Source organism: Streptomyces sp. NPDC107517 (genome assembly GCF_055582645.1).
On the sequence record NZ_JBVJPM010000003.1, the window covers coordinates 476472 to 498920 of the forward strand.

22 protein-coding genes are annotated in these 22449 nt (G+C 68.9%); 10 read left to right on the top strand and 12 right to left on the bottom strand.

Annotation, left to right across the window (positions count from 1 at the left end):
* Positions 1-17: 17 nt before the first annotated feature.
* A complete protein-coding gene (locus ACZ67T_RS09935; RefSeq protein WP_469982860.1) occupies positions 18-1355 on the bottom strand; it encodes an MATE family efflux transporter in 1338 nt (445 codons plus the stop codon).
* Between the two features lie 458 nt (positions 1356-1813).
* Here ACZ67T_RS09935 and dnaB point away from each other — a divergent pair, with 458 nt between their 5' ends.
* Both dnaB and ACZ67T_RS09945 read left to right on the top strand, forming a co-directional pair.
* Complete coding sequence (gene dnaB, locus ACZ67T_RS09940; RefSeq protein ID WP_469982862.1) at positions 1814-3289, top strand: replicative DNA helicase; 1476 nt, start codon at positions 1814-1816, stop codon at positions 3287-3289.
* 112 nt (positions 3290-3401) lie between these two features.
* On the top strand, positions 3402-4787 hold the full coding sequence (locus ACZ67T_RS09945; protein ID WP_469982864.1) for a serine hydrolase domain-containing protein: 1386 nt from the start codon (positions 3402-3404) through the stop codon (positions 4785-4787).
* 120 nt (positions 4788-4907) lie between these two features.
* On the opposite strand, the gene ACZ67T_RS09950 is transcribed toward ACZ67T_RS09945, so the two are convergent.
* Both ACZ67T_RS09950 and ACZ67T_RS09955 read right to left on the bottom strand, forming a co-directional pair.
* Positions 4908-5360, bottom strand: a complete 453-nt coding sequence (locus ACZ67T_RS09950) for a GNAT family N-acetyltransferase (protein WP_469982865.1) — start codon at positions 5358-5360, stop codon at positions 4908-4910.
* Positions 5361-5446: 86 nt separating this feature from the next.
* The gene (locus ACZ67T_RS09955; protein ID WP_469982867.1) at positions 5447-5905 is read right to left on the bottom strand and encodes a MarR family winged helix-turn-helix transcriptional regulator; all 459 of its coding nucleotides are present in this window, start codon (positions 5903-5905) and stop codon (positions 5447-5449) included.
* A 141-nt stretch (positions 5906-6046) separates the two neighbouring features.
* Between ACZ67T_RS09955 and ACZ67T_RS09960 the strand changes: the two genes are divergently transcribed.
* Together ACZ67T_RS09960 and ACZ67T_RS09965 are read left to right on the top strand one after the other, a co-directional pair.
* The gene (locus ACZ67T_RS09960; RefSeq protein ID WP_469982868.1) at positions 6047-7261 is read left to right on the top strand and encodes an MFS transporter; all 1215 of its coding nucleotides are present in this window, start codon (positions 6047-6049) and stop codon (positions 7259-7261) included.
* A 136-nt stretch (positions 7262-7397) separates the two neighbouring features.
* A complete protein-coding gene (locus tag ACZ67T_RS09965; RefSeq protein ID WP_469982869.1) occupies positions 7398-7820 on the top strand; it encodes a GlcG/HbpS family heme-binding protein in 423 nt (140 codons plus the stop codon).
* 112 nt (positions 7821-7932) lie between these two features.
* Here the strand turns inward: ACZ67T_RS09965 and ACZ67T_RS09970 are convergent, their stop codons facing one another.
* Together ACZ67T_RS09970 and ACZ67T_RS09975 are read right to left on the bottom strand one after the other, a co-directional pair.
* Positions 7933-8799: a GNAT family N-acetyltransferase gene (locus ACZ67T_RS09970; protein WP_469982870.1), complete on the bottom strand. Its 867-nt coding sequence runs from the start codon at positions 8797-8799 to the stop codon at positions 7933-7935.
* A 5-nt stretch (positions 8800-8804) separates the two neighbouring features.
* Positions 8805-9338 carry a DUF2269 domain-containing protein gene (locus tag ACZ67T_RS09975; RefSeq protein WP_469982872.1) on the bottom strand — a complete coding sequence of 178 codons (534 nt, stop codon included), beginning with the start codon at positions 9336-9338 and terminating at the stop codon, positions 8805-8807.
* 870 nt (positions 9339-10208) lie between these two features.
* Here ACZ67T_RS09975 and ACZ67T_RS09980 point away from each other — a divergent pair.
* Positions 10209-11768 carry a globin domain-containing protein gene (locus ACZ67T_RS09980; RefSeq protein ID WP_469982873.1) on the top strand — a complete coding sequence of 520 codons (1560 nt, stop codon included), beginning with the start codon at positions 10209-10211 and terminating at the stop codon, positions 11766-11768.
* A 111-nt stretch (positions 11769-11879) separates the two neighbouring features.
* On the opposite strand, the gene ACZ67T_RS09985 is transcribed toward ACZ67T_RS09980, so the two are convergent.
* From ACZ67T_RS09985 to ACZ67T_RS10005, 5 genes are all read right to left on the bottom strand, one after another.
* Positions 11880-12362 (bottom strand): NUDIX domain-containing protein, encoded by a 483-nt coding sequence (locus ACZ67T_RS09985; protein ID WP_100597192.1) that lies wholly within the window; start codon positions 12360-12362, stop codon positions 11880-11882.
* A gap of 115 nt (positions 12363-12477) precedes the next feature.
* Positions 12478-13383, bottom strand: coding sequence for a LysR family transcriptional regulator (locus tag ACZ67T_RS09990; RefSeq protein ID WP_469982875.1), 906 nt, complete (start codon positions 13381-13383; stop codon positions 12478-12480).
* Between the two features lie 238 nt (positions 13384-13621).
* Positions 13622-14758, bottom strand: a complete 1137-nt coding sequence (locus ACZ67T_RS09995) for a cystathionine gamma-lyase (RefSeq protein WP_469982877.1) — start codon at positions 14756-14758, stop codon at positions 13622-13624.
* Entirely contained in the window at positions 14755-15246 is a 492-nt protein-coding gene (locus tag ACZ67T_RS10000; protein ID WP_469982878.1) for a low molecular weight protein-tyrosine-phosphatase, read from the bottom strand. The genes ACZ67T_RS09995 and ACZ67T_RS10000 overlap by 4 nt, the downstream gene beginning before the upstream one ends.
* A 10-nt stretch (positions 15247-15256) precedes the next feature.
* Positions 15257-15637, bottom strand: coding sequence for a phage holin family protein (locus ACZ67T_RS10005; protein WP_454399414.1), 381 nt, complete (start codon positions 15635-15637; stop codon positions 15257-15259).
* Between the two features lie 80 nt (positions 15638-15717).
* Between ACZ67T_RS10005 and ACZ67T_RS10010 the strand changes: the two genes are divergently transcribed.
* From ACZ67T_RS10010 to ACZ67T_RS10025, 4 genes are all read left to right on the top strand, one after another.
* Positions 15718-16035, top strand: a complete 318-nt coding sequence (locus ACZ67T_RS10010; RefSeq protein ID WP_469982880.1) for a cupin domain-containing protein — start codon at positions 15718-15720, stop codon at positions 16033-16035.
* Between the two features lie 144 nt (positions 16036-16179).
* Entirely contained in the window at positions 16180-16392 is a 213-nt protein-coding gene (locus tag ACZ67T_RS10015) for a DUF5326 family protein (RefSeq protein ID WP_100597186.1), read from the top strand.
* Between the two features lie 357 nt (positions 16393-16749).
* Positions 16750-17463 carry an IclR family transcriptional regulator gene (locus ACZ67T_RS10020; RefSeq protein ID WP_469983090.1) on the top strand — a complete coding sequence of 238 codons (714 nt, stop codon included), beginning with the start codon at positions 16750-16752 and terminating at the stop codon, positions 17461-17463.
* 100 nt (positions 17464-17563) lie between these two features.
* Positions 17564-18025, top strand: coding sequence for an SsgA family sporulation/cell division regulator (locus ACZ67T_RS10025; protein ID WP_100597185.1), 462 nt, complete (start codon positions 17564-17566; stop codon positions 18023-18025).
* An 80-nt stretch (positions 18026-18105) separates the two neighbouring features.
* Here the strand turns inward: ACZ67T_RS10025 and ACZ67T_RS10030 are convergent, their stop codons facing one another.
* Positions 18106-19476, bottom strand: a complete 1371-nt coding sequence (locus tag ACZ67T_RS10030) for a YibE/F family protein (RefSeq protein ID WP_469982882.1) — start codon at positions 19474-19476, stop codon at positions 18106-18108.
* 220 nt (positions 19477-19696) lie between these two features.
* Between ACZ67T_RS10030 and thiC the strand changes: the two genes are divergently transcribed.
* The gene (thiC, locus tag ACZ67T_RS10035; RefSeq protein ID WP_469982884.1) at positions 19697-21481 is read left to right on the top strand and encodes a phosphomethylpyrimidine synthase ThiC; all 1785 of its coding nucleotides are present in this window, start codon (positions 19697-19699) and stop codon (positions 21479-21481) included.
* Positions 21482-21574: 93 nt separating this feature from the next.
* Here the strand turns inward: thiC and ACZ67T_RS10040 are convergent, their stop codons facing one another.
* A complete protein-coding gene (locus ACZ67T_RS10040; RefSeq protein WP_469982885.1) occupies positions 21575-22447 on the bottom strand; it encodes a hypothetical protein in 873 nt (290 codons plus the stop codon).
* Positions 22448-22449 lie beyond the last annotated feature (2 nt).

Below are 22449 nucleotides of genomic sequence, written 5' to 3' on the forward strand. Positions count from 1 at the left end.
GTTTCACGTGAAACGGGTCAGCGCGTGGCGCCCGTGACGATCCAACGGCCGGAGCGCGAACGCAGCCACAGGGTCACCATCCGCACGGTCATCATCAAAGTCATCGCGCCCCACAGCGCGGTGAGCCCCCCGCCGAAGACCGGCACCAGCAGGGCGACCGGCGTGAAGACCGCCAGGGTCGCGAGCATCGCCCAGGCGAGATACGGACCGTCTCCCGCTCCCATCAGGACCCCGTCGAGAACGAAGACGATGCCGCAGATGGGCTGGGACAGCGCGACCATCAGGAGAGCGGGCAGTGCCACGTTCTGCACCACCTGATCATTCGTGAACAGTGGAATGAAGAGCGGTCGGGAGACGATCACCAGGAGTCCGAGGACGACTCCTGCGGCGATGCCCCACTGCACCATGCGGCGGCAGGCATCCCGTGCGCCCTGGGCGTCGCCCGCTCCGAGGTAGCGCCCGATGATGGCCTGGCCCGCGATGGCGATGGCGTCGAGCGCGAACGCCAGCAGGCTCCACAGGGAGATGATGATCTGGTGCGCGGCGATGTCCGCGTCGCCGAGCCGGGCCGCAACAGCGGTGGCGATCATGAGGATGGCGCGCAGCGAGAGGGTGCGGACGAGCAGCGGCGCGCCTGCCTGGGCGCAGGCCCGTATCCCGGCGGCGTCGGGACGCAGGGAAGCGCCGTGACGACGGGCCCCGCGTACGACGACGAAAAGATAGACGACGGCCATGGCGACCTGGGCGACGACGGTGCCCCAGGCGGATCCTGCGATGCCGAGGCCGACGCCGTAGACGAGCCCCGCGTTGAGTGCGCCGTTGGCGACGAAGCCTCCGACCGCGACATAGAGCGGGGTCTTGGTGTCCTGGAGGCCACGCAGGACTCCTGTCGCGGCGAGGACGACGAGCATCGCGGGGATGCCGAGCGAGGAGATCCGCAGATAGGTGATCGCGTAGGGCGCCGCGGTGTGCGAGGCACCGAACAACTCGATGAGCGTGGGAGCGGTGGGAAGGACAACGGCGATGACCGCGGCACCGAGCAGGAACGCGAGCCAGATCCCGTCCATGCCCTGACGGATCGCGGATTGCAGATCTCCGGCGCCGACGCGGCGGGCCACCGCGGCCGTGGTCGCGTAGGCCAGAAAGACAAAGACGCTGACGGCGGTCATCAGGAGGGACGAGGCGACAGCAAGGCCGGCCAGCTGTGCGGTGCCCAGATGTCCGACGATGGCGCTGTCGGCCATCACGAAAAGAGGCTCGGCGACGAGCGCGCCGAAGGCGGGGACGGCCAGCGCGACGATCTCGCGGTCATGCCGACGCCGGGCGGCCTTGGTCGCCGCGGGAGCCTGTGTCATGAGCACCAATGTAATCTTCCACAGGTAAGAGATGCAACCGCCTTTGAGTCCTTACTTTTGCGCCTAGCGGGCGCGGCGTCACGCACCGTTTACGGCGATCTTGAGCCGACCGGGAAAGTATTTTTCCTGCACAGCCAGTGGACGGGAAAGTTGCAGGTCAGGCACGTTTCTGCGCGCTTCCTGAGGGCTTGTTCACAAGGCTGTCCACCGTGTCGTGCACAGGTTTTGCGGAGTTCTCCACAGCGAGAGGCCCTTCATCCACACCGCCTGTGGATAACCAGATTGGCTGAAGGTGCCCAGGGGCCTACCGTGGTGCGGCGCCCGCCACGATTTCAGGCCTCGGAAACGTCATGAACCGACGCGTCAGAACCGGAGTCGGGTCCCCGTATTTGTCAGTGTCGTGCCGTAAGAAAGAGGGCACGGCGAGGTCCGCCCGGCGGACTGGAGGAGGTGGCCCGGTGAGTATCTCCGAGCCTTTGGACGACCCCTGGGCCGACAGCGGTCCCAGTGACCGTCTGCCTGTCTCCCGCCAGCGTGGCAGCGGCGGGAGGGGGCGCGAGGAGCAGCACGACCGCGGTGGCGACGGCGGCTGGGACGACGGAGCTCCGTCCTTCGAGCGGGTACCGCCCCAGGACCTCGACGCCGAGCAGTCCGTCCTCGGTGGCATGCTCCTGTCGAAGGACGCGATCGCCGACGTCGTCGAGGTGATCAAGGGCCACGACTTCTACCGCCCCGCGCACGAAACGATCTTCACCGCGGTTCTCGACCTGTATGCGAAGGGCGAGCCGGCCGACCCGATCACGGTCGCGGCCGAGCTCACCAAGCGTGGCGAGATCACCAAGGTCGGTGGCGCATCGTATCTGCACACCCTCGTCCAGACGGTTCCGACGGCGGCGAACGCCGAGTACTACGCCGAGATCGTCCACGAGCGTGCGGTCCTGCGTCGGCTCGTCGAGGCGGGCACGCGCATCACGCAGATGGGATACGCGGCCGACGGCGACGTCGACGAGATCGTGAACAGTGCGCAGGCCGAGATCTACGCGGTCACCGAGCAGCGCACCAGCGAGGACTACCTCCCGCTCGGCGACATCATGGAGGGCGCGCTCGACGAGATCGAGGCGATCGGCTCCCGCAGTGGCGAGATGACCGGTGTGCCCACCGGGTTCACCGACTTCGACTCCCTGACGAACGGCCTGCACCCCGGCCAGATGATCGTCATCGCCGCCCGTCCTGCCATGGGTAAGTCCACGCTCGCGCTGGACTTCGCCCGGGCCGCCTCGATCAAGCACAACCTGCCCAGCGTCATCTTCTCCCTGGAAATGGGCCGGAACGAGATCGCGATGCGTCTGCTGTCCGCGGAGGCGCGGGTCGCGCTGCACCACATGCGCTCCGGCACCATGACGGACGAGGACTGGACCCGGCTCGCGCGCCGGATGCCCGAGGTCTCGGCGGCACCGCTCTACATCGACGACTCGCCGAACCTGTCGATGATGGAGATCCGCGCGAAGTGCCGTCGCCTCAAGCAGCGCAATGACATCAAGCTCGTGATCATCGACTATCTGCAGCTGATGCAGGCCGGTGGTTCGAAGCGCTCCGAGAGTCGTCAGCAGGAGGTCTCGGACATGTCGCGAAATCTGAAGCTGCTCGCCAAGGAGCTGGAAGTGCCGGTCATCGCGCTCTCCCAGCTGAACCGTGGCCCCGAGCAGCGCACGGACAAGAAGCCGATGGTGTCCGACCTGCGTGAATCCGGCTCGATCGAGCAGGACGCGGACATGGTGATCCTGCTCCACCGCGAGGACGCCTACGAGAAGGAGTCACCCCGCGCCGGCGAGGCGGACATCATCGTGGGCAAGCACCGTAACGGTCCGACGGCAACGATCACGGTCGCCTTCCAGGGCCACTACTCGCGCTTCGTGGACATGGCGCAGACCTGATCCCGTACGACCTGCCCCCGCACGACCGCAACCGCACGGCATGGACGTGCGACCTGGAGCTGTAGGCCTAAAAGCGGTCGACGCCTGGCGGCCGGCGGGGTGGACTTGGGGCATGACGACATCCCCTGAAGAGCTGCTGCCCACGACGCGCCGAGCCCTCTTGCACCACATTGCCACCGCTCAGGCGGAAGGCCGTTCCCCTTCGCTGGTGGCGGCGGTCGTTCGCGACGGCGAGCTGGTGTGGAGCGGTGGGCGTACCTGCGTGGACGGGCATGCTCCGGACGAGCACGTGCAATACCGGATCGGCTCGATCACCAAGACGTTCACGGCCGTACTGGTGCTGAGGCTGCGGGACGAGGGTGTGCTCGACCTCGGGGACCCGCTGGAGAAGCATCTGCCGGACACCGGCGCCGGGCAGGTCACCATCGCCGAACTTCTGGCGCACACGAGTGGGTTGGCGGCCGAGACTCCTGGTCCTTGGTGGGAGCGTTCGTCTTCCACGCTGCGTCCCGAGCTCGCCGATGTGCTGGGCGAGAAGCCGTTCAGGCATCCGGTCGGCAAGCAGCATCACTACTCCAATCCCGGCTACACGCTGCTGGGTTCGCTGGTCGAGGCGTTGCGCGGTGCTCCCTGGGAGGACGTCCTGCGTCGCGAGGTCCTGGAGCCGCTCGGTCTGGACCGGACGAGCGGGCAGCCGCAGGCCCCGCATGCCGGTGGCTGGGCCGTGCATCCCTGGGCCGATGTGATGATGCCGGAGCCCGCGGAAGATCTGGGTCTGATGGCTCCTGCGGGACAACTCTGGTCGACGGCAGCGGACTTGGGGCGGTTCGCTGTATTCCTGATGGAGGGCGACGACCGGGTTCTGAGTGCGCAGTCCGTACGTGAGATGCGTACGCCCGCCGCGCCCACGCTGTCGGGGGACTGGGACACCTCGTACGGCCTCGGTCTTCAGCTGGCACGGAGGAACGGCCGGGTGCTGGCCGGGCACGGTGGTTCGCTCCCCGGGTTCGTGGCGGGGCTGTGGCTGAGCGAGGAGGACGGTCTGGCCGCGGTCACGCTCGCCAACTGCACGTCGGGCGTGCCCGCATCGACGGTCAGCACGGACCTCCTCCGCATCGTCGCCGAGGCCGAGCCGCGCATCCCCGAGCCGTGGCGGCCCCTGCCGGACGTCGATGTGACGGTGCTGGAGCTCGCCGGGCCCTGGTACTGGGGCACACAGAGCACGGTGCTGCGGCTGACGGCCGACGGAGGAGTCTCGCTCGGACCGCTGACGGTTGGGGCGCGGGACTCGCGATTCCGCCCGAACGGCGACGGCACCTGGACCGGACTGGACGGCTACTACGCGGGGGAACTCCTGCACGTCGAGCGCCGGTCCGACGGGTCGGTGAGCCATCTCGATCTCGGATCGTTCGTCTTCACGCGTGAGCCGTACGAGAAGGGGGCGCCGGTTCCCGGCGGTGTGGACCCGGAGGGCTGGCGAGGGCTTCCTCGGTCCTAGCCGGTCTTGTTTCCGGTCAGGATCGCTCCTGTCCGGCCTAGTTCCTGGTCGGGATGGTGAAGGGGCCGGGTGGTCGTCTGTTTCACGTGAAACAGACGACCACCCGGCCCCTCGGCGTTGTCAGAGCTGGAGCTTGAAGCCCACATGTGAGGCCTCGAAACCCAGTCGCTCGTAGAAGCGATGGGCGTCGGTCCGGGTTGCGTCGGAGGTCAGCTGCACCAACTGGCAGTTCTGCCGACGGGACTCTTCCACGGCCCACTCGATGAGCAACGTGCCGAGCCCGCTGCCACGCTCGTCCGCGTGGATGCGGACGCTCTCGATGATCGAGCGCGTGGAGCCCTTCCGGGAGAGCCCGGGGATGACGGTGAGCTGAAGGGTGCCGACAGTGCGCCCCTCGCGCACGGCGACGGCCAGGTGCTGGTTCGGGTCACCGGCGATGCGCGTGTACGCCTCCAGGTATGGCGTGAGGTCGTCCGGCGACTCGCGGCGGGCGCCCAGGGGGTCGTCCGCCAGCATCTCCACGATGGCCGGGATGTCGGCGGCCACGGCAGGCCGTATCTCAAGATCTCCCATGGCCGCAGCCTATGCGGCGATGGTGTCGTCAGTCCTGGACCGCCCGGCGCCGGGCGGCCCCCCGGTGCTTCTTTCGGGGTGACGTCTCAGGCGGGGACGCGTACGGCTTCGACCGCGCGGACCAGCGGGGCGAGTTCGGGGTTCTTGGCCGCCTCGTCGAGTGCCTCGCGCAGGGCGGTGTCATTGGTCGGCCGCGCATCGGCGAGCAGGGCCAGTCCCGTCTCGCTCACGTCCGTGTAGATGCCGCGACGGTCGGTGGGGCAGAGGTAGCGGGCGAGCAGACCGCGGTCCTCCAGACGCGTCACCAGACGTGTGGTGGCGCTCTGGCTGAGGACAACGGCGTCCGCGACCTGCTTCATCTGCAGGTGACCGCCTTCACCGTCGTGCTGGCGGCTGAGGACATCGAGCAGCGAGTACTCGCGCACGCTCAGGTCGTGCTTGGCCTGCAGAGCGCGCTCGATGTGGCTCTCGATCCTCCCGTGGAGCAGGGAGAGGGCGCACCAGCCCTGGGCCAGGGCGGTCAGTGCGGGGTCTGTGGCGGTCATGGCTCTGGTTCCTCCGTCCCGAAGCGGCTGAACCCAGGATAGTCCACGCATGAAATTGTCGGCGCTTGCAAGTAGTGCGCGTATGCAAGTATTGTGAACGCACGCAAAGCGCATCTGCAACAGTCTGGGAAGGTGAACCCTATGCCTCTCGCGCTTCTGGCTCTCGCGATCGGGGCCTTCGGGATCGGAACCACGGAATTCGTGATCATGGGGCTGCTCCCCGAGGTCGCGGGTGACTTCGGCGTCTCCATCCCCACGGCCGGATTCCTGGTCACCGGCTACGCCCTCGGCGTCATGTTCGGCGCCCCCCTCATGACGATTCTGGGCACCCGCATCTCGCGCAAGCGGATGCTGCTGCTCTTGATGGGCCTGTTCATCCTGGGCAACGTGCTCTCCGCGGTGGCGCCCGTCTTCCTCGTGATGGTGATCGGCCGCGTGGTCGCCTCACTCGCGCACGGCGCCTTCTTCGGAATCGGCGCGGTCGTCGCGGCCGAGCTGGTCGCCCCCGAGAAGAAGGCCGGAGCCATCGCCATGATGTTCACCGGTCTGACTGTGGCCAACGTCGTCGGCGTACCCCTGGGCACGCTCATCGGCCAGAGCGTCGGCTGGCGCGTCACCTTCGTGGCCGTCGCGGCGCTCGGAGTCGTCGGACTGCTCGGCATCGCCAAGCTCGTCCCCGACATGCCCAAGGCCGAAGGCGTCCACCTGCGGCACGAACTCGCCGCCTTCAAGAACGTCCAGGTCCTGCTGGCGATGGCCATGACCGTGCTCGGGTTCGGAGGAGTCTTCGCCGCCATCACTTACATCGCACCGATGATGACGAACGTCGCCGGTTACGCCGACACGTCGGTGACCTGGCTCCTCGTTCTGTTCGGCCTCGGCATGGTCGCGGGCAACCTGATCGGCGGCAAGTTCGCCGACCGCAGGCTGATGCCGTTGCTGTACGTCGCACTGAGCGGGTTGGCCGTCGTGCTGGCCCTGTTCACGCTGACCGCTCACAACAAGGTCCTTGCGGCGATCTCGATCGCGCTGATCGGCGCTCTCGGATTCGCCACGGTGCCACCGCTGCAGAAGAGGGTTCTCGACCAGGCCCACGGCGCCCCCACGCTGGCCTCCGCGGTCAACATCGGCGCCTTCAACCTCGGCAACGCTCTCTCGGCCTGGCTCGGCGGCATCGTCATCACGGCCGGCCTCGGCTACACGGCCCCCAACTGGGTCGGCGCTGTCCTCGCCGCCGCCGCACTCGTCCTGGCCGTAGTGTCCGCCGGCCTTGAGCGCCAGTCCAAGGCCTCGAGTCCGGTCGTCGCAAGCGCGACTCCCGCAGGGGCCCGACAGACGGAACCCGCTCACAGCTGAGCGACCCGTCGGCCCGGCAGGCTGACCCGCTCACAGCTGAGCGGTCCGCAGACCCTCACTACTTCACCCCTACCCCCGGGGCCGACGTCGTCCCCGCACCCGTTCCACCGCACATCCCCGCAAGGAGAAACTCCTCATGAGCACCACCACGGCTGTCGCGCCGCTGACCATCCAGGACGCGGAGATCCTCGTGACCGCCGCCCGTCGTGCGGCCGAGTCCGCCGGAGTGAACGTCAGCGTCACCGTTCTCGATGCCGGCGGACACCTGCTCGCCTTCCGGCGCGACGACCGGGCCGTGCTGATCTCCGGTGAGACCAGCACCCGCAAGGCGTACACCGCCCTCCAGCTGAACGCCCCGACCGCGGACCTCGTCGATCTGGTCAAGCCCGACGGCCCGTTCCACAGCCTGGCCACTGCCTTGGACCGGCCGTTGCTCTTCATCGCGGGCGGCCTCCCCGTCCACCGCGACGGTCACCTCATCGGCGCGGTCGGTGTCGGCGGCGGGGCACCGGAGCAGGACCACGGATTCGCCACGGCAGCCGTGGCAGAGCTCGTCTGACGCGCCACGAGGCCCGAGCGCGACGCGCCTCCCCACACAGAAGTCCGCCCCTGGACGCCGTGATCCCACGGTGTTCAGGGGCGGACTTCTGCGCACGCGCTGCCCGGTCAGGTCAGCCCGCGGCGACCGTCAGGGGCGCGAAACGGCGTGTCCAGTCGCCGGGAAGTTCGGGGGCGCCGTAGGTCATCACGGCGTTGAAGGCCTGGGACTCCACCCCTCGTGCCTTGATCCACGCCAGCAGTTCCTCATGGCGCACGTCGATGTCGGTACGCAGAGGGCGATCCGTACCGGCTGCGAGCGAGCTGACAAGAGCCTTCGCCGTCTCGGTGTCGCGGGCGATCAGCGGGCCGATGACATGGGTGTCCATGTTGGGCCAGGCGGCCGCGAAGCCGATGAGTTCGCCTCCGTCCTCGGCCACGCGCAACTGATCCGCGAAGGCCGGGAGGCGGGTCAGGATGTGGGTGCGGTCGGGGCCGAAGACCTCTGCGTCCAGGCGAAGCATGGCCGAGAGATCCTCAGCGGTCGCGGCGCGCGTGGCCACGGACGGCATCGGTCCACCGGGGGTGAAGTGTCCCCGCACCATCTCCGCCCGCCCGGTGACCTTGAAGCCCAGACCTTCATAGAGCGGGCGGCCGTACGGGGTCGCATGCAGGGTGAGCGGTGTGGTGTCCGCCTGCTCGGCGACGTACTGCATGAGGCGGCGGCCGATCCCGCGGCGGGCGTGGCGTTCGGCGACGAGCACCATGCCGATGGCGCTCAGCGAGGGTCGGTTCGGCGGGCCGTAGTCGGTCACCACGCAGGCGCTCACCAGGCCCCCGTCGGGGTCGTCGATGCCGTAGCCGGTACCGGCCGCGAGCAGCAGGCCCCACTTGTGTTCCTCGCGGGGCCAGCCGCGGTCCTCGGAGAGATCGGCGCACGCCGTGAGGTCGCGCGGGGTGAGCCGGCGGATGGGCAGATCGGAGAGGGGAGGTGTCGACACGCAGGTCAGGCTGACTGACGCAGCCGGTCCGCGTCCACCGCTTTGCGGGCAGCATGCTGCTTTCGGCCACGTCGCGTCAGCCCCCATGGCTTGAGTACCGAGATCACCGTCATGAAGAGATAGGCGGTCAGGGAGACAACGGGGCCGGCCACCAGATCGCTCGGCTGGGGCAGCGGAGTACCTGCCGTGACCGTCGCGACCGCGGCGTTCACGCCGGGACGCAGCGCGAAGATCGAGGCGGCGGTTGTGGCGAGCGTGAGCCAGAACTTGGCATAGACCCAGCGGTGCCGGGCGAGGCCCCAGGGGGTGCCCAGTGACAGCAGCAGGCCGCTCAGCAGAGTGAGCAGAGCGAGCGGGATCACCAGCCAGTCCGTGAAGACCTTCATGGCGCGGCAGGCGGCCTCGACCATCGGGTCGGAACCCGTGGTGATCGCCGTGACGGCGAGCGCGAGCAGGCCGAGTGTGAGCCCCAGCCAGCAAGCGGAGAACGTCACATGGACGACGAGGGTGGCCCGGCGAGCGGGACGGCGTAGTTTCACGTGAAACACCGTGCCGGGAGCGCCCATCGAGGGCGTCCGACAGAGGGAGTAACCCCGGGTACTAGCCTCGGCGTACGTGGCGCGGCTGCATCCCCTCGATCTGGACGCAAGGCCGCTGCACGGAACGGCGATGCCGTGGAAATCTCCCGTCAACCGGGGCTCGAGGCCGAGATGGTGGCCCTGGGCCGTGAGATCGGCGCGCAGCGCATCGGACCGCCGGAGTACGTGCGGCGAGTGCATGTCCTGCTCGGCGCCGCGGCAAAGGTGAAGATCACGGACCGACTCTGTGAAGAGTTCGAGGTGTCACGGGCCGCTTGCACTGCCTGCGGCGACTCGTTCGACGAGGCGGAGCTGTTCGGCGCCGTGCCGGTATCGGTCGCGATCAATGTGGATCAGCACGTCGGGGGTCTGGCGACTCACTCGTATGCCGGCCGTGATCTGCGGGAGGCATGCAAATTGGAGTGGCACGCCCGCCAATTGAGGGATTGCAGGGGCATATCCCCTGTTGAATTCCTTGCTGGGCAAGGGGGACTTGTGCGTTTGGCGGGTGCCGGTATGGTCGACTCCGGTCCGAGGGCCGGCGCGCTCGGCAGATCCCGGGCCGTGCACGCAGGCCAAGTGGACAGCCTAACGGGACGGAGAGATCGAAGACCTGCTATTTCCGCTATGCGGCTTGCGCGGTCGCGCCGGGTGGCACGCTGCGGTGAGGAACTGCGGGCAATGTCACATTCCTCCCTTACTTGTCCGTAGCGGACCGGAATGCGGGTTCACTTGGGCCGCCGCATTCTGCCGCGGCAGAACGGGGAAAGAGCGACTTCCGATCGCGGGAGTACGCAGACCGACCGAAAGATGTTCGAGGCGAGGCACAGCATGGACGCTCCGACCACTACGTCGGCCGACTCCGGCTCCGGCGGCGGGGGCGGTTGGTTCACTCCGCGCAAGGCGCCGCCCACCGGCCCGGGCACGGACCAGGACAGGCCGTCAGAGGGGCGCAAGGTCACGCCGATACGGCCCGTGGGCCGGCCCGAGCGAATAGCGGACGACCACGCGGAGACGGTGCCCGCGCAGAACCCCGCCCCGGCTGCGGAGGGCGCGCCCGCACCTCAGCACGCGTCTGCCTCTCGCCCTCGCCAGGCCACCGCCCCCGGTGGGAACGCGCGCCCTGCCCAGCCCGACCCGGACGCGACCGCGCGCCCCCACGCCGCCCAGCACGGACAAGGGCCGAGCCCCACGCACCCGCAGTACTCCGCGCCCCCGGCGCCGGCACCGGAGCCCACGGCAGAGGCCACCCCCCGCCCCGCTCCCGCGCCCGAAGCCTCCCCCGACGCGCGGCTCATCCGCCGCACGCTGGAGGAGGTCGGCCCCGACGCCGACAAGGTCACCTCGTACTTCTACGCGCTGCTGTTCGTGCGTCACCCCGAACTCCGGCCCCTGTTCCCCGCCTCGATGGACACCCAGCGCGACCGGCTCCTCAAGGCTCTGCTGACGGCGGCCGAGCACGCCGACAACAAGAGCGTCCTCGTCCCGTACCTGCAGAACCTCGGCCGTGGGCACCGCAAGTACGGCACGCAGCCCGAGCACTACCCCGCGGTCGGCGAGTGCCTGATCGGCGCGCTGACCCGGTACGCGACGACGACGTGGGACCAGGAGACGGAGGCGGCCTGGGTCCGCACGTACACGACGATCTCGCAGGTCATGATCGACGCGTCGGCAGCGGACGAGCTGCGCGCGCCCGCGTGGTGGTACGGCGAGGTGGTCTCGCACGACCTGAGGACCCCGGACATCGCCGTGGTCACGGTCCGGCCCGACCAGCCGTACCCGTTTCTCGCCGGGCAGTACACGAGCCTGGAGACGCCTTGGTGGCCGCGGATCTGGCGGCACTACTCCTTCGCCTCGGCGCCCCGCTCCGACGGGCTGCTCTCGTTCCATGTGAAGGCCGTCCCTGCGGGGTGGGTCTCCAACGCGCTCGTGCACCGCGCCCGTCCCGGCGACGTGATCCGGCTCGGCCCGCCCTCCGGTTCGATGACGGTGGACCACAGCTCCGACAGCGGACTGCTCTGTCTCGGCGGTGGTACGGGGATCGCGCCCATCAAGGCCTTGGTCGAGGACGTCGCCGAGCACGGCCAGCGGCGCCGGGTCGAGGTGTTCTACGGGGCTCGCACCGACCACGACCTGTACGACATCGACACGATGCTGCGGCTCCAGCAGACCCACCCGTGGCTGGCGGTCCGCCCGATCGTCGATCAGCAGGCCCATCTGCAACTGCCCGACGCGGTACGCGAGTACGGCCCCTGGAACGAGTACGACGCCTATCTGTCGGGCCCGCCCGGCATGATCCGCAACGGGGTCGACGCCCTGCGGGACATCGGGATCCCGGTGGACCGGATCCGCCACGACTCCGTGGAGGAGCTCGTCGTGACCGGCAGCTGACGCCGGCAGCCGAGTGCCGGGCCCGAAGAGAGCCGCGTACAGCAGACGCCCCCGGACCAGGCCCGCGGCGCTGGCTCTGAAGCCCAGACGGGAAGTCCCAGCCCCGCTCCGTCAGCCCAGGTCAGGCGCGTGCATCGCACGTACACCCTCGATGTTGCCGTCCAGATAGTGCCGCAGGGACAGCGGGACGAGATGGACCGAGGCGATGCCGACGCGGGTGAAAGGCACTCGCACGATCTCGTACTCGCCGCACGGCTCCTCGATCTCGGGGCCGTGCCGCTGACTGAGGTCCATCGACTCGAGGCGGCAGACGAAGAAGTGCTGGACCTTCACGCCAGTGGCGCCGCCGTCCTCGCCGATGTGCTCGACGGTGTCCACGAAGCAGGGCACCACATCGAGGATCTTGGCGCCGAGCTCCTCGTGCACCTCGCGGTGCAGGGCGTCGACGACGGTCTCGTCCTCGGGTTCGACCCCGCCGCCAGGGGTCAGCCAGTACGGATCCAGGCCGGGCTTGGTCCGCTTGATCAGGATCAGGTCGTCGCCGTCGAGCAGGACGGCGCGTGCGGTGCGCTTGACCACGGGTCGGACGGTCATGGGAGAAATGTGGCCCCGCCGGTTCCACGTGAAACATTCCGTACCGACCTGGCCTCAGGCAGACGCTGATTGACCAGCGCTAGTTGATCACCACGAATCGTCCAGCACGAACGGATCAGCACCAATCGACGGCGGTGCGCAGCAGCCACTCGTGCGCTCGCGCGATGTGCGGCATGGCCAGCGTTCCCGTGCGCACCACGAGGAAGTACGTCCGCAGCGGGGGCACCGGGGGATCGAGCAGGGCCACGATCTCGCCGCGCTCCAGGGCCGGCGCGCAGAGGTAGCGCGGCAGTACCGAGAGCCCGGCACCGGCGATGGTGCAGGCGAGCACAGCGCGTAGATCCGGCACGATGACCGTGCCCGACGTGGCCGGGCGGGAGTCGAAGACAGCGGCCCAGTAGCGGGTGACGAACGGCAGTGACTCGTGCGCCTCGACAAGCGGCAGATCCTCCAGCGCGGCCGCGCCGTTGCGGCGCAGAGTGCCGGGCCCTATGCGGGCGGCCCACCGCGGTGAGGCAAGGAGGACGTGCTCCTCGTCGCAGAGCGCAGTCGCGGTGAGCAGGGCGCCGCGCGGGCGGGCTGTCGTGATGGCCAGATCATGATGTCCGGCGCCAAGCCCCTCCAGGACTTCCTCGGCGTTGCCGAAGGAGGCGCGCAGGGCGAAGCTCTGGCCGTCGTCACGGGTGAGCGCGGTGAGGGCGGGCAGTGCGCGCTCGGCGGTGAACTCGGGAGGCCCCGCGAGGTGCAGCGTGCGCACCGGCGACTCCTCGTCGATGCCGGTCTCGGTGATCTCCACGAGGGCGTCGAGGTGCGGAGCGGCCTTGTGCGCGAGTTCGTCGCCGATGGAGGTGGGGGTCACGCCGCGCGCCTGGCGCAGGAACAGGGGGCGGCCCAACTGCCGCTCCAGGGTGCGGATCTGAGATGTCACCGCGGGCTGCGAAAGGCCGAGCAGCGCGGCGGCCCGCGTGAAGGAACCCGCCCGGTGCACGGTCACGAACGTGCGCAGCAGGGCGAGATCCATGGCGGTGCCCTCCCCTCTCGGCCTCCGGGTCGGCCCCAACTATAAATATGTCGATAGGTCTCTGTCGCTACCGTGATTGGACACTGACACAGAGTCAACTAGCCTTATGCGCGCGGTTCTTAGCGCGCAAGAACCGGGGACGGTCCGAGCCACGAGGGGGGAGGCTCGGGCCGTCCATTGTGCGTAGCCGGTGATGAGACCGAGGCCGCGCGCGGCATGAAGTGGCCCGTGAGGGGCCCTAGATGGCCGCCTCGTCGAGTGCGCGCAGCACATCGGCCACCAGGTCGTCCGGATCCTCGGCGCCGGCGGAGAAGCGGATGAAGCCCTCCGGGACATCGTCCCCGCCCCAGCGGCGACGGCGCTCGGCCGTGGACCGCACGCCGCCGAAGCTCGTCGCGTCGTCCACCAGCGTCAGGGACTCCATGAATTGCTCGGCACGCGCGCGCGTGGGCAGCGTGAAGGAGACCACGCACCCGAAGCGCCGCATCTGCTGAGCGGCGACCTTGTGCGAGGGGTCGCCGGGCAGACCCGGGTAACGCAGGCCCTCGATGTCGTCGCGGTCGCGCAGGGCGAGAGCGAGCGCGAGAGCGTTGGCGTTCTGCTGCTCCGCCCTCAACTGGAGCGTGGCGAGGGAGCGATGGGCGAGCCAGGCCTCCATCGGGCCGGGAATCGCACCGACGATCTTGCGCCAGCCCCGAACCGACGCGGTCAGCTCGGCGTCGCGGCAGGTCACGTAGCCGAGCAGGATGTCGCCATGGCCGGTGAGCTGCTTGGTGCCACTGGCCACGGAGAAGTCGGCGCCGAGTTCCAGGGGGCGCTGGCCGAGCGGCGTGGCGAGCGTGTTGTCGACCGCCACCAGGGCGCCACGCGCGTGTGCCGCCTCGGCGAGCCGCCGCACGTCGCACACGTCGAGACCGGGGTTCGACGGTGTCTCGATCCACAGGAGCTTCGCGCCGTCCAGGACGCCGAGCTGGGCGTCGCCGCCGGTGGGGGCGGTGCGGACCTCGATGCCGAACGCTGTGAGCTGCTCGCGGACGAGCGGGAACACCTGGTAGCCGTCGCTCGGCAGCACGACCACGTCGCCGGCCTTGAGCTGCGAGAACAGCACTGCCGAGATGGCGGCCATCCCGGACGCGAAGACGAGGGTGTCGACATCCTCCTCGCCGGGCGCCTCGAGCTCGCCGATGGCCCGCTCCAGGTGGGTCCACGTCGGGTTGGCGTCCCGGCCGTACGTATAGGGCCCCGAGACATCGCCCGGCAGGTGGAAGTGTGCGGCGAAGACAGGCCCTGGGAGCGTCGGATCGTTCTTCGAGGCCTCGGGCAGCCCGGCCCGCACTGCCCTTGTGCCGTCCCCGATCTGTGTCGGTTGCGTCATGCCACCCGCCCTTCCAGCGCCGCGCGTACCGCGTCGAGCAGACCGTCGCTCGCCGCCTCCACCATTCTCAGGCACTCCTCGAAGCCATCGATGCCGCCGTAGTACGGGTCCGGGACGTCCAGGTCAGTCCCTGCCGAGGGGTCGTAGGAACGCAGCAGGCGGACCTTCTCGGCGTCCTGCGGGGTCGGTGCCAGCCGGCGCAGGGTGCGCAGATGCCCGGCGTCCAGGGCGATCACCAGGTCGAGCCGGGAGAACCACGAGGCGCTGAACTGCCGGGCCGTATGGCCGCTTTCATAGCCGCCGGCCGTCAGCACGGAGACGGTGCGGTGGTCGGCACCGTCCCCCTCGTGCCAGCCGTCGGTGCCCGCGCTGTCCACCTCCACGAGGCCGGCGAGACCGGCCTCGTGGACGCGCGCGCGGAAGACCGACTCGGCCATGGGCGAGCGGCAGATGTTGCCGGTGCAGACGAAGCACAGATGGAAGGACATGGGGCTGGAGTCAGTCCTTGTCGTCGGGCAGGACGACGTTCAGCGCCCAGGAGACGACCGAAATGATCAGGCCACCGAGGACGGCGGTCCAGAACCCCTCGACATGGAAGCTCTGGTTGAGCTGGTCGGCCAGCCATGAGGTCAGCAGCAGCATCAGGGCGTTGACCACGAGCGTGATCAGGCCCAGAGTCAGGATGAAGAGCGGGAAGGTGAGGAGCTTCACTATCGGCTTGACCAGGAGATTCACCAGGCCGAACAGCAGCGCCACGATGATCAGCGTGCCGACTTTCTTGCCGGTGCTGTCACCTGTCAGCGTGATCTTGTCGAGCAGCCACACCGCGACGGCGAGGGCCCCCGCGTTGGCGATCGTCTTGACTACGAAATTCTTCATGTGTCTGATCGTGGCAGACGAGACCGGATCATGAGAGCGGCCCTGCGAGGCCGCTCGCGGGCAAGAGGCGGACAAGTGGGATGAAGGCATTCCGGCTGGACGAACTGGAAGCGGAACGCGCCGCGAACGACGGCGCGTATCTGCAGTTCCTGCAGGAGCGGAACATGTCGGTCGGGCTCTACGCCCTCGACGCGGGGGACCAGGACCCGCAGCAGCCCCACCAGCAGGACGAGGTGTATCTCGTCGTCAGCGGTCGCGGTTCGATCACCGTCGGCATGGAGACGACCCAGGTGGCGCGCGGCAGCGTCGTGTACGTGCCGGCCGGGGTGACCCACAAGTTCCATCACATCAGCGAGGACCTGCGGGTTCTGGTGGTGTTCTCTCCGCCTGAGAGCTGACGGCGGATCTCGGGGTTCCCTAGGGGGTCGCTCAGGGGAGGACAAGGGGTCCGCGGCCCCCACACGGCGCCTCGGCATGCCAGCATCGAATGCAGAAGCCGTATCGAAGCGGTACGGCTAGGGAGAGAGGTAAGGACGATGGCAGTGCGAGAGATCTTCGCGGGCATGCCGTGGTGGGTTAAGTGGGTCGCGGTGCCGGTCATCGCCCTGGTCGTCTTCGGCGGACTGATAGCCAGCGTCGTGGGCTTCGTGATCGGTCTGCTCTTCAAGGTGCTCGTCTTCGTGGCCTTGGTCGGTGGACTCATCTACGTCGTACGGAAGTTCATAACGGGGTCGTCCTCACGCAGCGACTGGTAGCTCTGGGCAACGGTTCCCTCGCGCGGGGGAAGTTTCCCCGCGGGGCTCTCTTGAAGTGGTGGCCAGGGCTAGAGTCCACAACTCGACGGCCGCACCCCCGTGATTCCCGAGAAGCGGGGGGGACCCCACGCGTTTCGGGAGTGAACCTTGGCCACGGCTGAACCGCTTTCCGCCGCCCCGTTGTCCGCCGACATCACGTCCCCCGACACCATGTCTGCCGACGCCACGGCCCCACACGCGATGCCCCCACCCCTCGGCTGTCGCACGGACAGCTACGACGACGTTCAGGCCGAGGCCCACCCCGAAGGCGGCCCGACCGGCGCCCCGCCCACCCTCATCGGTTCCGTCCAGCGCGCGATGCGCCTCCTCGAGGCCGTCGCGTCGCACGAAGAGGGAGCGCCGGCCAAGCAGCTCGCCCGCGAGGCCGGCCTCGCGCTTCCCACGGCGTACCACCTGTTGCGCACGCTCGCCCACGAGGGCTATCTCCGCAAGGAGAAGGGCCTGTTCGTTCTGGGCGCGGCGGCCGAGCGGCTGAGTAGCAGCGCAGGCCAGCAGAATCGTCGCGGCATGATCACCGACGCCCTGCAGCACTGGCGCGACGCCATCGGCGTCCCGGTGTACTTCTCGGTCTACCGCGAGGGCGAGATCGAAGTCGTGGCCGTCGCCGACACGCCCGGGAATCCGGCGGTCGCGGAATGGGCCGATTTCCGCGAGACGGGGCACGCGCACGCGATCGGCCAGTGCCTCCTCGCCCAGCTCGACGACGAGAGCCGACGCGACCACCTCGACCGCTATCCCGCGTATTCGATCACCCCGTACACGGTGCGCGACGATCGCTCGCTGCTACGACGCCTCAACGGGCTGGGGCGCATGCAACCGGTCGTGGAGCGCCAGGAGTACGCGTTGGGCACGGTCTGTGCGGCATTTCCCATCACCGTCGGGTCCACCGCGGCCACGATGGCGGTGTCTCTCCCGTCCCATCAGGCCGGTCGTCTGCTGCCCGCGGCACGGCAGCTGCAGAACGAAGTCGGGAAACTCGTCAGGACACTCGCCTTCTCTATCAGCATCTGAAAACTCACTCCTTGTGATCCCGCATGTACGTTAAGCAAGATGCGAAGGGTGCCGGGAAGGCTGTTCCCGGCCGATCGACGGCAAATTGACGGGGTAGGCGATGCGCGAGTCGGTACAGGCAGTACAAGCAGAGGTCATGATGAGCTTCCTCGTCTCCGAGGAACTCTCGTTCCGCATCCCGGTGGAGCTGCGGTACGCCGCCGCTGATCCCTACGCCGTGCGGCTGACCTTCCACCTCCCCGGAGACGCCCCGGTGACCTGGGCCTTCGGCCGAGAGCTCCTGGTGGACGGGGTGGCCGGTCCCTGCGGCGACGGCGATGTGCGCATCGAGCCGGTGGAACTGGCCGGCAGACCGGGCGAGATGCCGGGCGAGGTGCACATCAGGCTCCAAGTCGGCGGTGACCAGGCGCTGTTCCGGGCGGGCGTCGCTCCCCTCGTCGCCTTCCTCGACCGCACCGACAAGCTCGTACCGCTCGGCCAGGAGCGGGCGCTCGCCGACTTCGAGGCGCATCTCGACGAGGCGCTCGACCGGATCCTCGCCGAGGAGCAGAGCGCCGGCTGACGGGCTCCAGGGGGTCCGCGGACCATCAACTGACGTAACGCTTCAGCAGACCGGTGCCCTCGGAGTGCCCTCGCACGGGCTCAGCGCTTCCGTCGTCGGCCCCTTCCTCCGCGTGCCGGACCGGCCGCGGCAGTGGACGGGGATCCCGGCCTGGACGGGGATCCCGGCCGGTCGGCCGAGACCACCAGGGCCGCGAGCGCGGTCGTCACCGGTACCGAGGCGACCAGCCCGATCGAGCCCACCAGGGTCCGCACGATCTCCACGGCCACCAGCTCACTGTTGGCCACGGTGCCCACACTGCTCTGCGCGATCGAGAAGAGCAGCAACAGCGGCAGCGCCGCGCCCGCGTACGCCAGGACGAGCGTGTTGACCACGGACGCGATGTGGTCGCGGCCGATCCGGATGCCCGCGCGGTACAGACCGCGCCAGCCCATAGTCGGGTCCGCCTGATGCAGCTCCCACACCGCCGACGTCTGTGTGACCGTCACATCGTCGAGCACACCGAGCGAACCGATGATGACGCCGGCGAGCAGCAGACCACTCATGTCGATGGACGGGTAAAGACCGTGGATCAGGCCCGTGTTGTCGTCCGTGTTGCCGGTCAGCGCCGCCCAGCCGATGAACAGCGAGCCGAGCAGACCGATCAGGACCAGCGACACGAGCGTGCCGAGCACGGCGACCGACGTCCGGGCCGTCAGACCGTGACACAGGTAGAGCGCGATCAGCATGATGGCGCTTGCCCCGATCACCGCCACCACCAGGGGATTCGAGCCCTGCAGGATCGCGGGCAGGATGAAGAAGGTCAGCACCATGAAACTGATCGCCAGCGCGACGAGCGCCATGAGACCCCGCAGCCGGCCCACGACGACCACCGCCAGCGCGAAGATCCCGGCGAGCAGCGCCATCGGGAACTTGCGGTCCACATCGGTGACGGAGTACTGAAGTTCCTTCGGAGCGTCGGGAGCGTAGGCCACGATCACCTTCTGGCCCTCGTGCAACTGCCGTGGTGAGTCCGGCTGCACGATCTCCGTGAACGTACGGCCGGTGTCCTTGCCGCTGTCGACACGGACCGTGGCCTTCTCGCATGTGCCCTTCGCCTGCTGCTCGGCGGTCCGGCCCTCGGCGGTCGACGTATCGCCGGTGGGAGTGTCACCGGAGGCGTTGACGGACTTGCAGTCGACCTTGTCGACCTTTGTGACGGTGGCCTGTTGGGTCTGCCGGTCGAAGCCGACGCCGGTACGGGCGTGGGACGGGGCGCCGCCGGGCCAGAGCGCCACGAGGCCGACCACGACCGCCATGGAGAACGGGATCAGCACCGCGGCGATGACCTTGCGCAAGTGCTTGGAAACGGGCGCGGCGGGGCCGTGGCTGTGGGAGTGCCCGTGTTCGGCGCTCCCTTGGCCATGGGGCGGATGCGGCGGCGCGGGCGGAGACTGCGGCGTGCTGGTCACCGCCCGATCATCGCAAGAACGGCAGGGGCCCTCTGTTCAGCGCGCCAGAAATGACGCTAGCGTGGGGGCACCTTTGCACACGCGGGAGCTCGGAGCACCGGGCTGAGAGGGCGCTGACCTCCGCTTAGGCGATGTTTCACATGAAACATCGCCCGACGGAAGCCGCTGCGTCGACCGCCGAACCTGTTACCGGGTAATGCCGGCGTAGGGAGTAGGTCTCATGACCACATCGGACGCACGCACGCCTGCCTCCAACCTGTCCGCAGAGACAGGCGAGGCCGGGAAGTCCATCGGCTGGCACAAGGGGTACGTCACGGGCTCGCGCCCCGACCTCCAGGTGCCGGTCCGCCAGGTGCACCTCACCAACGGCACGGCGGTCACGCTCTACGACACGTCCGGGCCGTACACCGATCCGAGTGTCGACACCGACGTCCGCAGGGGCCTTGCCCCGCTGCGGGAGAACTGGATCATCGGCCGCGGCGACACCGAGGAGTACTCGGGCCGCCCGGTCCGCCCCGAGGACGACGGCATCAAGCACACCGCTCCGCGCGGCGGCCTGCGCAACCTCGACGCGGTCTTTCCCGGCCGCCCCCGCCAGCCTCGGCGCGGGCGGGACGGCCGGGCGGTGACCCAACTCGCGTACGCCAGGCGCGGAGAGGTCACGCCCGAGATGGAGTACGTGGCCATCCGGGAGAACGTGGAGCCCGAGGTCGTCCGTGAGGAGATCGCCGCGGGCCGCGCGGTCCTGCCGGCCAACGTCAACCACCCGGAGATCGAGCCGATGATCATCGGCAAGCGGTTCCTGGTGAAGGTCAACGCCAACATCGGCAATTCCGCGGTCACTTCGTCGATCGAGGAGGAGGTGGAGAAGATGACATGGGCGACCCGCTGGGGCGCCGACACCGTCATGGACCTCTCCACCGGCCGCAACATCCACACAACGCGCGAATGGGTCCTGCGCAACTCCCCCGTCCCGATCGGCACGGTGCCGCTCTACCAGGCGCTGGAGAAGGTCGACGGCCGCGCCGAGGCGCTGACCTGGGAGATCTACAAGGACACGGTCATCGAGCAGGCCGAGCAGGGCGTGGACTACATGACGGTCCACGCCGGTGTGCGGCTGCCGTACGTCCCGCTCACCGCGAACCGCAAGACGGGCATCGTCTCGCGCGGCGGTTCGATCATGGCCGCCTGGTGCCTGGCGCACCACAAGGAGAGCTTCCTCTACGAGAACTTCGCGGAGCTCTGCGAGATCCTCGCGGCGTACGACGTCACGTACTCGCTGGGTGACGGCCTGCGGCCCGGTTCGATCGCGGACGCCAACGACGAGGCGCAGTTCGCCGAGCTGAAGACGCTCGGGGAGCTCAACACGATCGCGAAGAGCTTCAACGTCCAGACGATGATCGAGGGCCCCGGGCACGTCCCGATGCACAAGATCAAGGAGAACATCGACCTTCAGCAGGAGGTGTGCGAGGAGGCGCCCTTCTACACACTCGGCCCGCTGACGACCGACATCGCCCCGGCGTACGACCACATCACCTCCGGCATCGGAGCCGCGATGATCGCGTGGTGGGGGACGGCCATGCTCTGCTACGTCACGCCCAAGGAGCACCTGGGTCTGCCGAACAGGGACGACGTCAAGACCGGCGTCATCACCTACAAGATCGCGGCCCATGCGGCGGACCTCGCCAAGGGGCACCCGGGTGCCCAGGACTGGGACGACGCGCTCTCCGACGCACGGTTCGAGTTCCGCTGGGAGGACCAGTTCAATCTGGCCCTCGACCCGGACACGGCAAGGGAGTTCCACGACGAGACGCTCCCGGCCGAGCCGGCGAAGACGGCCCACTTCTGCTCGATGTGCGGGCCGAAGTTCTGCTCGATGAAGATCTCCCAGGACATCCGCCGGCAGCACGGCGGGACGAAGAGCGAGATCGAGGAGGGCATGGCGGAGAAGTCCAAGGAGTTCGCCGCCGCGGGCAACCGGGTCTATCTGCCGATCGCGGACTGACCCCGCCCACGCCCATGCGGGCGCCGCGCGCTGTCCACCGGTCGCCTTTCGCGGCCGGTGGACAGGGTGTTCCGGGACCAGCGCCTGCCGGCCCTAGTCCGGCTTGTGGTCCGGGCCTCCGAAGTCGGGGCTTGTGAAGTCCGGGCTCGAGTACGTCGGGCGCGGGCCCGCAGGGGAGCCGCCGTCGGTGCCCGGGCTGCTGAACCCGGGCCTGTTGTACCCGAGGTGCGGCATGCGGCCCGCTGCTCCGGGGACGCCCCCGCGATTGGCGGGGGCTGGCGGTGGTTCCGCGAGTGCCTCCCGGAGGAACGGCAGGATGCCGCGCTCCAGGAGCACAAGGCACCAGGCTTCCCTGGCCCGGTCCACCTCCTCGTTCGACTCGATGTGCGCGCCGGCCGGCAAGGACGTCGAGCCGTTGCGCAGAGCGGTGAGCAGCAGGCCCACTCCGGCGACGAGGATGCCCGCCGCAGTGAGCGCACCGAACACCCAGCCGGCCGTCAACAGGGTCTGGGCGAAAGCCGGTTCCGGATCGAGCATCTTCAGGATGTAGCCGACGAGCAGGAATATCGCGGCGGCCGTCCCGGCGAGCACGGGGGCGAGCACCGCGACGACGGCTATGACGCCGGCGCCGGTGGTCTCCGCCACCTCACCCACGGTGGCGGCCAGGCCGATCGCTCCGCCGCCGGATTCCGCCGCGCTCTCTCCTTCGCGCAGGGGACGTACGGGCCGGGGCGAGGCGCGCAGGTCGGCGCGGACCTTCACGTAGTTCTGGTACTCGGTCGCGGCGGCGGCCGCGATCAGTGCGGTGGCGTTGAGCGCCATGGTGCGCAGTTGTTCGGGGTTGAGCCGCTGACCCACTGCGGCGAGATCAGGGCGGTCCGGTGCGGTACGCAGCGCATCGTCGAGGATCCGCTCGAACTCGGGGCGGTCCTCGTTCAGCAGGTGCGGAGCGCTGTTCATGTGCATCC